A 13,583-nucleotide genomic window follows, 5' to 3' on the forward strand; every position below is an offset into this window, starting at 1 on the left:
CTGAAGCGGATTACGCCGTACATCTCCACCTTTTTATATCCCCTCCGATGCGAGGACGATGCCGCCCAGCACGAGGAGCGCCCCGAGGACCGTCGTGGGGCCGGGCACCTCCGCGAGCAACAGCAGCGCGAGAACGGTCGCGCCGACGGGTTCGCCGAGAAGCGAGACGCTCACCACGGAGGACTCGACGTGTTCCAGCGCCCAGTTGACGACGGTGTGACCGAACAGCCCCGGCCCGACCGCCAGCGCGAGGAAGATGAGCCACTCGCGGGTCCCGTAGCCGGTCAGCGGTAGGCCCTGTCCGACGGCGACGACGAGAAGCGTCAGCGCACACGCCGAGTAGACGACCGTGACGTACGGCACCACGGCGACCCGCTGGCGGAGCGACCGCCCGACGAGGACGTAGGCGGCGGCCATCACGGCGCCGACGACAGCCAGGGCGTTGCCGTACAGCGGCCGCGCGCCGGCGACGGCAGCGCCGGAGAGTAGTTCGCCGGCCGACATCGCGGCCATCCCGAGGAGGGCGACGGCGATGCCGGCGGCCCGCCGGAGGCCGACGGACTCGCCGAGGACGACGGCGGCACCGACGGCGACGAACAGCGGCTGGGACTGCACCAGCGTGACGCTGGCGGCGACGCTGGTCCAAGCGAGGCTCTCGAAATAGGCCGCGAAGTGGACGGCCAGCGCCGCGCCGGTGGCCGTCGCCACCAGCCAGTCGCGGCGCCGGAAGGCGGCGAAATCCCCCCGATAGCGGGTCAACAGCAACGGTGCCACCAGAAGCGTCGTCAAAAGGACCCGATAGAAGGCCAAAACGACGGCGGGCGCCGAACTCCACCGGACGAGGACGGCGCTCGTCGAGACGGCGGCGATGGCGACGGCCAGGGCGGCCATCGGCGGCGTCCGTTCCTCCAGGCGCGCGAGCGGGTCCACGAACGAATCTGGCACGCGGGACGGCAAGTCGGTTCCGCTCCGGGCGCCGCCGACCGTCAAAAGCGGCCGTCGACGCGAGGCGACATCTTGTAGGACCCCGCCCCCGACCGGCGAGTACATGCTCGAAGATAGGGTCTGTATCGTCTGCGGTGGCGGCGGGGGAATTGGCGAGGAGACGGCGGTCGCACTCGCGGACACGGGCGCGACGGTCGTGGTCAACGACCTCGGGGTCGACGTCTCGGGGGAGGGCGAAGACGAGAGCGCCGCCCGCCAGACGGTCGAGCGCATCGAGCGCGAGGGCGGCGAGGCGATGGCGCACTTCGGGGACGTGACGGACCTCGACTACACCGAGCGACTCGTCGAGGAGACGGTCGCTGAGTACGGCGCCGTCCACGCCGTCGCCAACTTCGCGGGCGTGCTCCGGGACGGGATGCTGTTCAAGATGGACGAATCCCAGTGGGACGCCGTCGTCGACGTCCACCTGAAGGGCCACTTCTCGCTGCTGCGGAACGCCGCGAGCCACTGGCGCGAGCGGTACAAGGCCGAGGGCGGCTTCGACGTCGAGCGCTCCTTCGTCTGCGTCTCCAGCGGCGTCTCGGTCGGCAACGTCGGGCAGGCCAACTACTCGGCGGCCAAGGCCGGCGTGCTGGGCCTGATGCGGACCGCGGCCCTGGAGTTGGATCAGTACGACGTCCGCGTCAACGCGATGTGGCCGACGGCCCTGACCCGGATGACCGAGGACCTGCCCGGCATGGCCGGCGTCGACGAGGCTGACATGGGCCCCCAGCACACCACGGCGGTCCCGGTGTTCCTGGCGAGCGAGGCGGCAGAGGGGGTCACCGGCTGTACGCTCGCCATCGCCGGCGACAACGTCGCTATCGTCTCGGACCCCGAACGGGAGCGGACGCTGTCGGCAGAGGGCGAGGACGGCTGGACCGCCACGGAACTGGCCGACCGCTGGGCGGAGTTGACCGACGGCCACGAGACCCGGCGGCTCTCCAGCGGCTGGTAGTCACTCGAGCAGTTCCCTCGTCTTCCGGTGGCGCCCCCGGAACATGGGCTCGAAGCCGACCCACCCGAGCGGCGACACGGCCCGGCCGAGAGCGCCGCCCGGGAGTTCGTACTCGACGCGGTCGGAGACGACCGTCGCCTCCCCGTCGGCGAAGAAGCGGTGGGTGTGCTCCCAGACGGGGAACGGACCCCCCTCCATGACGTCGTGGAACATCGCCGCACCCTCCTCCTCGGAGCGTTCGGTGATGACGGAGGTCCACTCGGTGCGGGGCCCGACGCCGAACGGTCGCATCGAGAGGTCGATCCGGGAGCCGGCCGCCAGCACCTCGGGGTCGGGGTCGCCGTCCGGCCCGGTCACGGCCCGGACCTCGAGGTTCATGAAGTCGGGCGTGAGCGCCTCGAGACCGTCGACCGTCGAGTGAAACGCCCAAACCTCCTCGAGGGGCGCCTCGACGCGCGTCTCTCGCGTGTAGGTGGCCATGTTCGCGGTAAGTTCCCGAGCGACAAAACGGCACGGACGACGGAAGGACCGGGCGCCGTTACTTCAGCCGTTCCTGCAGGAAGGAGGGGTGGGCGGCCTCGACGCCCTCGATGGAGAGGATGTCCTCGCGGATGACCTCGCCGACGGCGTCGCCGTCGGAGGCCCTGACCTCCGCCATCAGCATGTGGTCGCCGCTGGAGGTGTACAGCGACTCGACGGCGTCCAGTTCCTTCAGTTCTCCCGTCACCTCGACGTAGCGTTCGCTGGAGACGTCCACGCCCACGAGGGCGATGGACTTCCCGGAGAGCTTCTTGGGGTCGACGTCGGCGGAGTAGCCGACGATTACGCCCTCCGACTCCAGTTTCTCGATGTACTTCCGGACGGTCGGCTTCGACACGTCGGCTCGTTCGGCGATTTCGGCGTAGGAGGCCTGGGCGTCGTCCTCCAGAACGGACAGAATCCTGTCCTCCGTCTCCGCGCTCATGGGTGTTTCTTTTACGTCCGTAAAAAAATATCTTCCGAAGCGAAAAACGGAGTCGGAGGTCCCCGGTGACCCCTCCGATACACGCTGCGGGAGTTTACAGCGGTTGGATTCGATGGTCGAGATTCTAACAACGATAACCTTTCGGGGTACCATTAAGTTGCTTCCGACGGCAGTGTCGTCCGTATGACCATCGAGGACATCGACCGCGTCGCGGTACTCGGCGCGGGGAGCATGGGACACGGTATCACGGAAGTCGTCGCCATCGCGGGCTATCAGGTCACGATGCGGGACGTGGAGACGGACCTCGTCGAGGACGGCTACGAGGACATCGAGTGGTCCCTGGAGAAACTCGCCGAGAAGGACCGCATCGACGAGGCGCCCGCCGACGTTCTGAAGCGCATCGAGACGACGACGGACCTCGAATCCGCCGTCGCCGAGGCCGACCTGGTCATCGAGGCCGCCCCCGAGGAGATGGAGATAAAACACGACATCTTCTCGGACCTCGACGAGATGACGCCCGAGGACGCCATCCTGGCGTCGAACACCTCCTCGCTGCCGATCACCGACATCGCGGCGGCGACCGACCGGCCCGAGCAGGTCGTCGGGACGCACTTCTTCAACCCGCCGGTGAAGATGGACCTCGTCGAGGTCATCTACGGCGACGAAACGAGCGACGCGACGGCCGAAACCGCCTACGAGTTCGTCGAATCCATCGACAAGACGCCCATCTACGTTCGCAAGGACGTCCGCGGGTTCGTCGTCAACACGGTGCTGGGCCCGTTCGGCGACGAGGCCGCCTGGATGGTCAGCGAGGGCGTCGCCGACATCCGCGAAGTCGACGCCACGATGGTCCACGAGCGGGGCTACCCGATGGGCCCGTTCGAACTGTCGGACATGACCGGCATCGACATCGGCTACCACGTCCGCAAGGAGGCCGGCCAGCCCGTCCCGCCGATCGTCGAGGAGAAGGTCGAGGCCGACGAACTCGGGCAGAAGACCGGCATCGGCTACTACGACTACGAGCACGGCGACGGCGCCGACTACGTCCCCGAGGACGCCGCCGAGGAGTTCGACTGGCTCCGCATCGAGGCCCGCATCGTCAACGAGGCGGCGGACCTCATCGGCAACGACGTCGCCACGCCCGAGGCCATCGACACCGGACTCCGGCTCGGCGCCGGCTTCCCCGAGGGGCCGTGCCGACGGGCCGACAAGATCGGGCTCGATACGGTACTGGAGAAACTCGAAACGCTTCACGACGAGTACGGCGAGGAACGTTACGAGCCCTCGGCGTACCTCCGGGAACTCGTCGACGAGGGCCGGACCGGAGAGGACGCTGGTGCCGGCTTCTACGAGTACGGTGACGACGCCGAGCGGGACTACACCACCATCAACGTCGAGTTGGACGACGAGGGGCTGCTCTCGGTCGAACTCGACCGGACCGCCCGCATGAACGCCCTGAACCAGGACATGATGGACGAGATCGTCCACCTGCTGGAGAACGCCGACCTCGAGGAGGTCCGGGCGGTCACCTTCGAGGGCGCCGGCGACCGGGCGTTCTCGGCGGGTGCGGACATCACCGGCTTCGCCGGCATCGACCCCCACGAGGTCGACGTGACGCCGGTCTTCAGGACGGTCAACGACTTCCCGCGACCGACGCTTGCGAAGATCGACGGCTACTGTCTCGGCGGCGGTCACGAACTCGCGTTGGCCTGTGACCTCCGGGTCGCCACCGAGAACTCGGCGTTCGGCTTCCCCGAGATCGACCTCGGGCTCATCCCGGGGGGCGGCGGGACCCAGCGTGCGATCCGGATGCTGTCGGAAGCCCGCGCGAAGGAACTCGTCTTCCGGGGGAACCGCATCGACGCCGAGACCGCCGAGGAGTGGGGGCTCATCAACCGCGCGGTCCCGGCCGACGAGTTCGACGACACCGTTTCGGAGTTCGTCGACGACCTCGTCTCCGGGCCGCCCGTCGCCCTGCGGAAGGCAAAGCAGGTCATGAACGAGGGCCGCGACCAGGACATCTCCGCCGGCCTCCAATTGGAGGCGCAGGCGTTCGGGCTGTTGCTCTCGACCGACGACATGATGGAGGGCGCGGAGGCGTTCATGGCGGACCGCGAGCCGGAGTTCGAGGGCAAATGACCACCCCCGACGCCCACGGGGAGGGAAACGCGGAACTCGAGCGTGCGCTCTCCGAACACGGGCTGTTCGCGTGGCTCGATCTCGAAATCGAGACCGTCGACCCCGGCCACGTCGCCTTCACCTTGCCCTTCGACGAGAAGTTCGCCAACCTCTCGTCGGGCACGGTCCACGGCGGCATCACGGCGACGGTCATCGACACCGCCTCGGGCTTTGCCCTCCGCTCGACGTTCGAGGACCCGACGGCCGTCCAGTTGACGACGACGGACCTGAACGTCCGGTACGTCCGCCCCGCACGGAACGACATCCGGGTCACCGCCGACGTCGTGCGGGCCGGTCGGTCGATGGGCGTCACGGACTGTGAAGTCACCACCGTCCACGAGGGCGAGCGCAAGGTCGTCGCCACCGGCGGGACCAGCTACCGGATACTCGGGGGCGCCGAGTCGTGACCGACGAGGACCGCCCGAGCGTCTTCGCGGGCATCGAGGAGGGCGACACGACCGTCACGCAGGGGCGCACCATCACCGAGGCCGACGTGACGAACTTCGCCGGCGTCTCCGGGGACTTCAACCATCTCCACACCGACGCCGAGCAGATGAGCGAGTCGATGTTCGGCGAACGCATCGCCCACGGCATGCTGGTCGTCTCGGCGGCGACGGGCCTGCTGTGGCAGGACCGCACCCCCGAGGAGCGGGAGGCCGTCGTCGCCTTCTACGGCCTGGACGAACTGCGGTTTCGCCAGCCGGTGTACGTCGGCGACACCATCCACGTCGAGACCGAGGTTCTCGAGACACGACCCACGGACGACGGGCCGGGCAACGGGACCGTCCGGAACGCCGTCGAGATACTGAACCAGCGGGACGGCGTCGTCGTCTCCTGTGAGATGACGTCGCTGATGCAGTAGGGACCTCGGCGCGATCGGGGCGTCGGTTCGCGGAGGGACAGCTCCCGTCGCACCCCCGGAGAAAATAAATGGCCGGAGAGAACGGGTCGAACGGCCGAAGTTGCTACCAGAAGGAATATAAGTTCGAGATGTAATTTCAATTGTGTATAATGACAAGCGAATCGACAGTTACGACCGTAGGGGTCGTGTTACTCGTCGTTCTCGCGGGAATCGCGGGCTCGATGGTGGTTGCGACGCAGACGGCCACCTCGAGCGTCAGTATCGACGCCACGCCGTCGGACTCGCCGCCGGCCAGCGGCGTTTCGACCCACACCGTCGTGTTCGACGTCGGGGCCGACTCGGTGCTCGCCGGGCAAGCCCTGAACGACGTCCTGGTCGACTACAGCATCGCCCAGCCGACGTCACAGGTCGGCAACGTCGGCGCCTCCGACATCGTCACGATCGGCATCGACGAGGGCGGTGACAACGTCGGCACGAGGGTCGACTCGGAGGCGACCGTCTCCTCGGTGACCGGCCAGGCCGACGGTCAGGCGCTCCTCGTCGAGACCGGCGGAGGCCTGACGGTTCAGCCCGGCGACGAGGTCGTCCTCGTCGCCCAGCAGGTCCAGAACCCCGACACCAGCGGGACCGCCCAGGTCGACGTGACTGTCAACAGCCAGCAGGACATCTCGGGGACGGCATCCAGCAGCGTCACCTACGAGTTCAACGACGCGACCGTGGACTTCCGCGGTCAGGAGACCACCGGTGAGACGGTGACGGTCGACTCCGTGACTCTCTCGGAGGGCGGCTTCGTCGCCGTCTCGAACACGAGCAGCGCCGACTCTGGCGAAATCCGCGGCTCGGCCTACCTCGGCGAGGGCACCCACACCGACGTCGAGGTCACGCTCGACGAACCCGTCCAGGCGGACCAGACCCTGTACGCGCAGGCTCACCTGGACACCGACGGCGACCAGCGATTCGACTTCACCGACTCCGGCAGCGCACAGGACGAACTCTACCGGACTGGCGACGGCAACGTCCAGACCAGCGGTGACGGCGCCAGCGCCCAGGTGACCGTCGTCGAGTCGACACCGACTCCGACTCCGACACCCACCGACACACCAACTCCGACACCCACCGACACACCAACTCCGACACCCACCGACACACCAACTCCGACACCCACCGACACACCAACTCCGACACCCACCGACACACCAACTCCGACACCCACCGACACACCGACCGACGGCGGTGACGACGACGACGACGACGGCGGCGACCCCGATCCGGAGATTACCGACTACACCGTCACGGCCGACGGCAGCCAGATAACGGTCTCCTTCGAGAGCGACGAGGACCTCGTCGACATCGAGGTCGACGTCAGCGGGCCCGACGCCGGCACGCTCGACACCGAGGACTTCGACGGCAACCGCGTCGAGGGCTACACGGCCACCTACGAGGCCGGCAGCGACGGCGAGTACACCCTCGAACTGGTGACCGCCGAGGACTCGACCAACAACGACGGCGCCGACGACGGCGACTACTCCGGCACGGCGACGGTCGATAGCGCCGACGATGGTGACGACGAATCGGCCGACGACGGTGACACCGGCGATGGAACGCCGACCGACGACGGAGACACCGGCGATGGTGACACCGGCGACGACGGATCGGCCGACGATGGAACGCCGACCGACGACGGTGACACCGGCGACGGTGACGACGGCTCCATGGACGATGGCGACGGTGACTCCACGGACGGCCAGACACCGACGCCGACCGACGACGGCGCCATGGACGGCGACGACGGCGACGGCGCCGACGGCAGCGACGGTGACGCGGGCGGCGACGAAACGACCGAGACCGACGACGGCTCCGACGGCGACGGTGCCGGCTTCGGCGGCCTCGTCGCGGTCTCGGCGCTTCTCGCCAGCGCGCTGCTGTTCTACCGGCGGCGATAGACGCGGTACCGATTTTCGTTCGCTTCGTTTTCGCTTCGGACCGTCCTCCCGAACGGCTGACGGGCCTTTTCGACGGATCCACGCGACGCTGTCCGATCGGGTGTTCTCGGCGGCAGAAGGGCGGTCGCTACTCCTCGTAGGCGAGGTTCATCACCCACTGGGAGAAAGCGTCGCTCTGGGCGTCGACCTCCTCGTCGCCGACGAACGGCGAGAGCATATCGCCCGCCATCAGCAGCGAGAACTCCAGGTCCCGCGGGTCCCGAACGGGCGTGACGAGGTAGGTGTTGTGGCCGTCGTAGACGGTTGCCTCCCGCTCGACCAGTTCCCGCTCTTCGAGTTTGTCGATGATGCGGCTCCCCTTCCGGGAGTCGACGTCGAGTTCCTTCCAGAACTCGCTTTGGTGGATACCACCGGCCTCCCGGATCAGCTGTAGTCCCTCGTGTTCGACCTCGGACAGGTCCTCCTCGGCGGCGGTACTCATTGTCGACTAGTCGGCCGGCGCGCGTTTTAAACCCTGTCTTCGACGCGCTCGTAAGCCGTCTCGCAGGGCGGCCCGTCGGCGAACTCGAAGACGCGTTCCTCGCCGAGACGGACCAGCGACGACGACCGGGTGCCGAAGCCGTCGCCGTGGATGCAGACGCCGAACTCGTGGTCGCCGAGTACCTCGCCGGCCCGCCGCGTCCAGTCGGCCGCGGACTCGCCGTCTCGCGGCTGTAGCGTCTCGAGGACGCGGTCGGCGTTCGCCGCCTGCCGTCGGCCGACGTCGGGACGGGTCGGCGGGACGAACCACTCGCCGTCGGCGCCGACGTTGACGACGACGTGGACGCCCGGGTCGAGGGCCGTCACCCGGTGGTCCGTCAGTGGGTCGTCGGTCCCGCCGTTCTCGACGAGAAAGCAGTCCGAGGCGTCGGCGACCAGCAGGTGGAAGGGCGCGTACTCGCGGGCGTCGAGCTCCGCCTCGACGCGGTCGACGGCCGCACGGGCGGTCGGCTCCTCGAGGGCGTCGGCGGTGAGGAGGCCGCGGGACCGTTCTCCCTCCCCGGCGGTCCAGCGGTTGGTGACCGCCGCCAAGACGCCCGACTCGTTGTATCCCAGCCAGGTGCCATCGGCCCGTTCGTCGCGGGGTGCGAGCACGGCGGGGTCGGTTCCCCGAACCGTCGGCGGCGTCGACGGCCGCTCGAAGCGTTCGTCCCGGTTGGCCGCGACACAGACCGGCGCCTCCTCGAACACCTGCCAGGCGACGATGAGTGTGCACACGGGTGACGCTACGGGACCCGTCGATGTAAACTCCCCCGGGAGTCAGCCGTCGTCGGTCAGGAGCCGCCTGACCGCCTCGCGGTCGACGGTCCCCGAGGCGGTCCGCGGGACGGCCGCCGCGAACCCGACGGTCCGGGGTCGTTTGTAATCGGCGAGGCGGTCCCGGCAGTGCTCCCGGAGGTCGGCCGCCGTCGTCTCGCCGTCGCGGACGACCAGCGCCGCGACCCGCTGGCCCCACTCCTCGTCCGGGAGACCGAGGACGGCACAGTCGGCGACTGCGGGGTGCTCGCGGAGCGCCGTCGCCACCTCCGCGGGGTCGACGTTCTCGCCGCCGGTGATGATGGTGTCGTCGACGCGACCCTCGACGTAGACCCGGCCGGCCTCGTCGCGGTGGCCGCGGTCGCCAGTGCGGAGGCCGGCCGAACAGAAGGCCGCCTCGGTCGCGGCCTCGTCGAGGTAGCCCGGCGTCACCACGGCGCCGCTGACGACGAGTTCGCCCGACTCGCCGGGGTCGCAGGGTGCACCGACCTCGTCGAGGACCGATAGTTCGGCGAACACGAGCGGGTTGCCGACGGACTCGGGGTGTTCGGCCGCGACGTCGGGCCTGGCAGTCGCTATCTGTGAGGCCGTCTCCGTCATCCCGTAGGTGGGCGCGACCGGGACGTCCCGCTCGTGGGCGCGCTCCAGAAGACTCGGCGGGCACGGCGCCCCGCCCAGCAGGACGAACCGGAGTTCCGGGACGGTCCCGGCGTCGAGCAGCCGTTCGAGCATCGTCGGGACGAGGGAGACACAGGTCGCGTCGGCCGCCCGCAACGCCGACAGCGTCCGTTCGGGGTCGAACCCCCGCTGGACGGACAGGGCGGTCCCGTAGAGGACCGAACGGTAGACCGGTGCGAGCCCGCCCATGTGGTGCATCGGGAGGGTGACGTGCCAGCAGTCATCCGGGGTCAGCCCCAGCCGGAACGCCGAGGCGGCCGCGCTCGCGAGGACGTTCGCCAGCGTGAGGACGACCCCGTTCGGCTCGCCCGTCGTCCCGGAGGTGAACATCACGATCAGTGGGTCGTCGGCCGCCCACTCGGGGAGGTCGAAGGGTTCGGGCTCGACGGCGGCGAGGCGTTCGGCGCCGCCGGTCGGCTCGTCGACCGATAGCACCGGGGCGTCGACGGCCTCGCGGACGGCGGCCTCGGTGTCGGCCTCGCAGACGGCGGCCGCGGGCGTGATGCGGTCCAGCCGCGTCCGGAGTTCGTCGGCCGTCGCGCGGGCGTCGAGGGGGACGAGCGTGGCCCCGAGCCGCTGGGCGGCGTGGACCACCTCGACGAACTCGACTCTGGTCGCCGCACAGACGGCAAAGGGGTCGTCGACGCCGACACCGCGGGCCGCCAACCGGCCGGCGAGCGTCTCGACGCGACGGTCGAGGTCGGCGTAGCTGTGGGCCGTCTCGACGTCGGCGGCGGCCGAAAGCGCCGGGGCGTCCGGCGTGGCGTCGGCGCGGATCGCGAGCCAGTCCCGCATCGTCGCTGCCCCGTTCACGGTGGAGGGATATTGCCTTTTCCCTGTGGCACGGCGACCGAACCGTCCTCGACCGGTGCGACATCGGGGCGGAGGTCCGCCGCGAGCCGGTCGCCCGTCGCCAGCCCGCAGGCCCCCACGTCGGGCAGCGACGCGGCCAGGTGGACGGCGCCGGCCCGCGCGACGGCGCCGTCTATCGTCGTCGTGACGACCGCTTCGAGGCCGGCCTCGCGTGCGCGGACCGCGACCCTACGAGCGGCGTCGACGCCGCCGAGCGCCATCGGCTTGCAGACGACGACATCGGCCGCGCCGGTCTCGACGACCGACTCGATGCCGTGCTCGAGAAGTCCCTCGTCGAGGGCGACGCCGACCGATCCACCGCGGAGGTCGGCGTGGCCGGCCAGATTCGCGGCGACCAGCGGCTGTTCCACGAAGGCCACGTCGGGAGGCGCCAAAGCGTCGAACCCGCGTTCGGCGGTCGCGGTGTCCCAGGCGCCGTTGGCGTCGGCGCGGAGTTCGACGTCCGGACAGCGCTCGCGGACGGCCACCAGGCGCTCGAGGTCCGCCGACAGCGAGCGGGCGCCGACCTTGACCTTCACCGCGGGATAGCCGTCGTCGACGGCGCGCCCGGCGGCCGCAGCCGTCTCCGCGGGCGTGCCGTCACCGACCGTCGCGTTGACCGGAACACGGCGCCGGTCGGTCGGCCCGCCGAGGTGCCGGTACAGCGGCCGACCCGCGGCGCGGGCGCGGGCGTCGAGGACGGCCAGCGAGACGCCGTGGCGGGCGGCGGGCCGGCCGTCGAGCCGGTCGCCCTCGATTGCGGCTACCGGGCCCGGGACATCCCGGAGCGCCGCCTCGCAGTCCGCCAGCGACTCCGTCCAGCCGGGCAGCGGCGTCGCCTCGCCGACGCCGGTCGTCCCGTCGACGTCGACCTCGACGAGGAAGCCCTCCCGCTCCTCGATGACGCCGGCGGCCGTCTCCAGCGGGCGCGACAGCGGCAGTGCGAATCGCTCGACGTTCATAGCGGGAGCGCGAAACCGACCGCGAAGAGCGCCGAGTGCGCAAAGAGGAGTTTCCCCGTCCGTTCGAGGGCGGGGTTCAGCGCCTCGCCGTCGGTCCGCGTCCAGACGGTGCGGCCGATGGCGGCCGCCAGCGGCGCCGTCACCACCGGAAACAGGACGGCCGCCGAGTAGCCGTCGGCCCAGAAGACGACGGGGACGACGTAGGCCATCCCGACCAGCGCCGTCCACTCCATCCGGCTGAGGCGGTAGCCGAGCAGGACGACGAGCGTCCGTTTCCCGGCGGCGGCGTCGGTCTCGCGGTCGCGGATGTTGTTCACCACGAGGATGGCCGTCGAGAGACCGGCCGCGGGAAGACCGGCGACGACCGCTGCGAGTGGGAGCGTCCCGTCCGGCAGCCCCAGTGGCAGCGTCGCCCCGGCGGTGGCAGCCGCCTGGACGTAGTAGGTGCCCGCGACGGCGACGAGACCGAAGAAGACGAACACGAAGAGGTCGCCGAGGCCGCGGTAGCCGTAGGGGAGCGGCCCGCCGGTGTAGGTGATGCCCGCGACCACCGAAGCGAGACCGACCACCAGGATGGGGACGCCACCGACGTAGACGAGATAGGTGCCGACGAGGACCGCGAGACCGAAGGTCGCGTACATCGCCCGCTTGACCGCGGCGGGTTCGATGATACCGCCGGCAGTCACGCGGGTGAACCCCTCGCGGTCGTCGGTGTCGGCGCCCCGGACGGCGTCGTAGTAGTCGTTGGCGAAGTTGGTCCCGATCTGGAGCAACAGCGCGCCGACCAGCGCGAACGCCGCCGGCAGCGGCGCGAACACGCCGTCCTGAACCGCGAGTCCGGTCCCGACGACGACGGGCGCACTCCCCGCAGGTAGCGTCTGTGGACGGGCCGCCATCAGCCACGCCCGGGTCGATGAAACCGCCTCTGTCATTGGCGGCTATCCGGGCGGCGGCGACAAAAGGACGGGGGAACGGGCACGTTCCGTTGTGGTCGAAGACAGCGGAAACGGCAGGGCGACGGCGAATACGACCGGCGCCGCCGCTGTCGGGCGCTGGCGCGAAAGAAGGGAAGCGTGTGACGCGAACTGCCGCGACTAGGCTGCGGGGTTGACGTCCTCGGTGGCGTCTTCGACCTGCTGGGTGACGTCCTCGACCTGGTCCTGCAGCGTCTCGGTCTGTTCTTCGATGCGCTCCTGGAGTTCGTCGAGCTGGTCCTCGAAACGCTCCTGGAACTCCTCGCTTTGCTCTTCGAGTTCGGCCTGGAGGTCCTCGATGGCCTCCTCGAGCTGGTCGTAGGCGTCGACGGTCTGGGATTCGAGGTCCTCGTTGGCCTCCATCAGCGAGTCGATCTGTTCGTCGAGCGTCTCGAGGAACTCCTCGAGCAGTTCGTCGACGGACTCGGAGCCGTCCTCGAGGTTCGCCTCGAGCTGGTCGAAGGCGTCCGTCTGGGTCTCCTCGAGGGTGTCGAGCTGTTCGTCGATGGTCTCCCGCAGGTCCGCGACGACCTCCTGGTCACCGGGGACGGCGGCCTCGATGGCGTCGAAGTACGTCTCGACGCCCGTCCGGACGAGGTCGTTGCTCCGCTCGGAGACGTCGCGGGCCGGGCCGACGACGTCGAGGAAGCGCTCGTTGGCGTCCTGCTGGAGTTCGACCGACCGCTCGACGACCTCGTGGGTCTGCTCGATGGCGTTGCGCTGCACTTCGAAGACCGTGCTTACCGGGGAGTCGTTCTGGCTCATTGTATCTGGAGATATGCGACCCGAATACATAAGTATTTCCCTTCTATACCATCTTCTGCCATCTGACTACACTCAATGTCAGGAAACGCTGGCACGGACCGGTGACGGCCGTCGGTACGAAAGCCGAACCCGAGGGTCCTCGGGCCGCCGTAACGATTGCCGCGGCG

General features: G+C 69.4%; 14 protein-coding genes. 5 read left to right on the forward strand and 9 right to left on the reverse strand.

Annotated elements, in window-relative coordinates:
• Positions 1-33: 33 nt before the first annotated feature.
• Complete coding sequence (locus NLF94_RS04840) at positions 34-891, reverse strand: DMT family transporter (RefSeq protein ID WP_254841401.1); 858 nt, start codon at positions 889-891, stop codon at positions 34-36.
• Between the two features lie 157 nt (positions 892-1,048).
• Between NLF94_RS04840 and NLF94_RS04845 the strand changes: the two genes are divergently transcribed.
• A complete protein-coding gene (locus tag NLF94_RS04845) occupies positions 1,049-1,942 on the forward strand; it encodes an SDR family NAD(P)-dependent oxidoreductase (RefSeq protein ID WP_254840337.1) in 894 nt (297 codons plus the stop codon).
• Here the strand turns inward: NLF94_RS04845 and NLF94_RS04850 are convergent, their stop codons facing one another.
• Positions 1,943-2,422: an SRPBCC family protein gene (locus tag NLF94_RS04850; RefSeq protein WP_254840338.1), complete on the reverse strand. Its 480-nt coding sequence runs from the start codon at positions 2,420-2,422 to the stop codon at positions 1,943-1,945.
• A gap of 58 nt (positions 2,423-2,480) precedes the next feature.
• Positions 2,481-2,906, reverse strand: a complete 426-nt coding sequence (gene lrpA1 / locus NLF94_RS04855) for an HTH-type transcriptional regulator LrpA1 (RefSeq protein WP_254840339.1) — start codon at positions 2,904-2,906, stop codon at positions 2,481-2,483.
• Positions 2,907-3,089: 183 nt separating this feature from the next.
• Here lrpA1 and NLF94_RS04860 point away from each other — a divergent pair, with 183 nt between their 5' ends.
• From NLF94_RS04860 to NLF94_RS04875, 4 genes are all read left to right on the forward strand, one after another.
• Complete coding sequence (locus NLF94_RS04860; protein WP_254840340.1) at positions 3,090-5,045, forward strand: 3-hydroxyacyl-CoA dehydrogenase/enoyl-CoA hydratase family protein; 1,956 nt, start codon at positions 3,090-3,092, stop codon at positions 5,043-5,045.
• Positions 5,042-5,491 (forward strand): PaaI family thioesterase, encoded by a 450-nt coding sequence (locus NLF94_RS04865; protein ID WP_254840341.1) that lies wholly within the window; start codon positions 5,042-5,044, stop codon positions 5,489-5,491. The genes NLF94_RS04860 and NLF94_RS04865 overlap by 4 nt, the downstream gene beginning before the upstream one ends.
• Positions 5,488-5,946 carry a MaoC/PaaZ C-terminal domain-containing protein gene (locus NLF94_RS04870; protein WP_254840342.1) on the forward strand — a complete coding sequence of 153 codons (459 nt, stop codon included), beginning with the start codon at positions 5,488-5,490 and terminating at the stop codon, positions 5,944-5,946. The genes NLF94_RS04865 and NLF94_RS04870 overlap by 4 nt, the downstream gene beginning before the upstream one ends.
• A 149-nt stretch (positions 5,947-6,095) precedes the next feature.
• Positions 6,096-7,889, forward strand: a complete 1,794-nt coding sequence (locus NLF94_RS04875) for a DUF7282 domain-containing protein (RefSeq protein ID WP_254840343.1) — start codon at positions 6,096-6,098, stop codon at positions 7,887-7,889.
• Positions 7,890-8,016: 127 nt separating this feature from the next.
• On the opposite strand, the gene NLF94_RS04880 is transcribed toward NLF94_RS04875, so the two are convergent.
• The 6 genes from NLF94_RS04880 to NLF94_RS04905 all read right to left on the reverse strand — a co-directional run bounded on the left by NLF94_RS04880 (position 8,017) and on the right by NLF94_RS04905 (position 13,416).
• Positions 8,017-8,370, reverse strand: coding sequence for a helix-turn-helix transcriptional regulator (locus NLF94_RS04880; protein ID WP_254840344.1), 354 nt, complete (start codon positions 8,368-8,370; stop codon positions 8,017-8,019).
• A gap of 26 nt (positions 8,371-8,396) precedes the next feature.
• A complete protein-coding gene (locus tag NLF94_RS04885) occupies positions 8,397-9,146 on the reverse strand; it encodes an NRDE family protein (RefSeq protein ID WP_254840345.1) in 750 nt (249 codons plus the stop codon).
• 42 nt (positions 9,147-9,188) lie between these two features.
• Positions 9,189-10,658, reverse strand: a complete 1,470-nt coding sequence (locus tag NLF94_RS04890; protein WP_254840346.1) for a class I adenylate-forming enzyme family protein — start codon at positions 10,656-10,658, stop codon at positions 9,189-9,191.
• A 14-nt stretch (positions 10,659-10,672) separates the two neighbouring features.
• Positions 10,673-11,677, reverse strand: a complete 1,005-nt coding sequence (locus tag NLF94_RS04895; RefSeq protein WP_254840347.1) for a mandelate racemase/muconate lactonizing enzyme family protein — start codon at positions 11,675-11,677, stop codon at positions 10,673-10,675.
• Positions 11,674-12,609: a 1,4-dihydroxy-2-naphthoate polyprenyltransferase gene (locus NLF94_RS04900; RefSeq protein WP_254840348.1), complete on the reverse strand. Its 936-nt coding sequence runs from the start codon at positions 12,607-12,609 to the stop codon at positions 11,674-11,676. The genes NLF94_RS04895 and NLF94_RS04900 overlap by 4 nt, the downstream gene beginning before the upstream one ends.
• A gap of 162 nt (positions 12,610-12,771) precedes the next feature.
• Positions 12,772-13,416: a hypothetical protein gene (locus NLF94_RS04905; protein ID WP_254840349.1), complete on the reverse strand. Its 645-nt coding sequence runs from the start codon at positions 13,414-13,416 to the stop codon at positions 12,772-12,774.
• Between the last annotated feature and the right edge of the window lie 167 nt (positions 13,417-13,583).

The organism is Natronomonas marina, assembly GCF_024298905.1.
Classification (GTDB): domain Archaea; phylum Halobacteriota; class Halobacteria; order Halobacteriales; family Haloarculaceae; genus Natronomonas; species Natronomonas marina.

Coding starts and splice junctions, on each gene's coding strand:
- NLF94_RS04840 (WP_254841401.1), bottom strand. CDS start 891: ATGGCCGCCCTGGCCGTCGCCATCGCCGCCGTCTCGACGAGCGCCGTC.
- NLF94_RS04845 (WP_254840337.1), top strand. CDS start 1,049: ATGCTCGAAGATAGGGTCTGTATCGTCTGCGGTGGCGGCGGGGGAATT.
- NLF94_RS04850 (WP_254840338.1), bottom strand. CDS start 2,422: ATGGCCACCTACACGCGAGAGACGCGCGTCGAGGCGCCCCTCGAGGAG.
- lrpA1 (WP_254840339.1), bottom strand. CDS start 2,906: ATGAGCGCGGAGACGGAGGACAGGATTCTGTCCGTTCTGGAGGACGAC.
- NLF94_RS04860 (WP_254840340.1), top strand. CDS start 3,090: ATGACCATCGAGGACATCGACCGCGTCGCGGTACTCGGCGCGGGGAGC.
- NLF94_RS04865 (WP_254840341.1), top strand. CDS start 5,042: ATGACCACCCCCGACGCCCACGGGGAGGGAAACGCGGAACTCGAGCGT.
- NLF94_RS04875 (WP_254840343.1), top strand. CDS start 6,096: ATGACAAGCGAATCGACAGTTACGACCGTAGGGGTCGTGTTACTCGTC.
- NLF94_RS04880 (WP_254840344.1), bottom strand. CDS start 8,370: ATGAGTACCGCCGCCGAGGAGGACCTGTCCGAGGTCGAACACGAGGGA.
- NLF94_RS04890 (WP_254840346.1), bottom strand. CDS start 10,658: ATGCGGGACTGGCTCGCGATCCGCGCCGACGCCACGCCGGACGCCCCG.
- NLF94_RS04895 (WP_254840347.1), bottom strand. CDS start 11,677: ATGAACGTCGAGCGATTCGCACTGCCGCTGTCGCGCCCGCTGGAGACG.
- NLF94_RS04900 (WP_254840348.1), bottom strand. CDS start 12,609: ATGACAGAGGCGGTTTCATCGACCCGGGCGTGGCTGATGGCGGCCCGT.
- NLF94_RS04905 (WP_254840349.1), bottom strand. CDS start 13,416: ATGAGCCAGAACGACTCCCCGGTAAGCACGGTCTTCGAAGTGCAGCGC.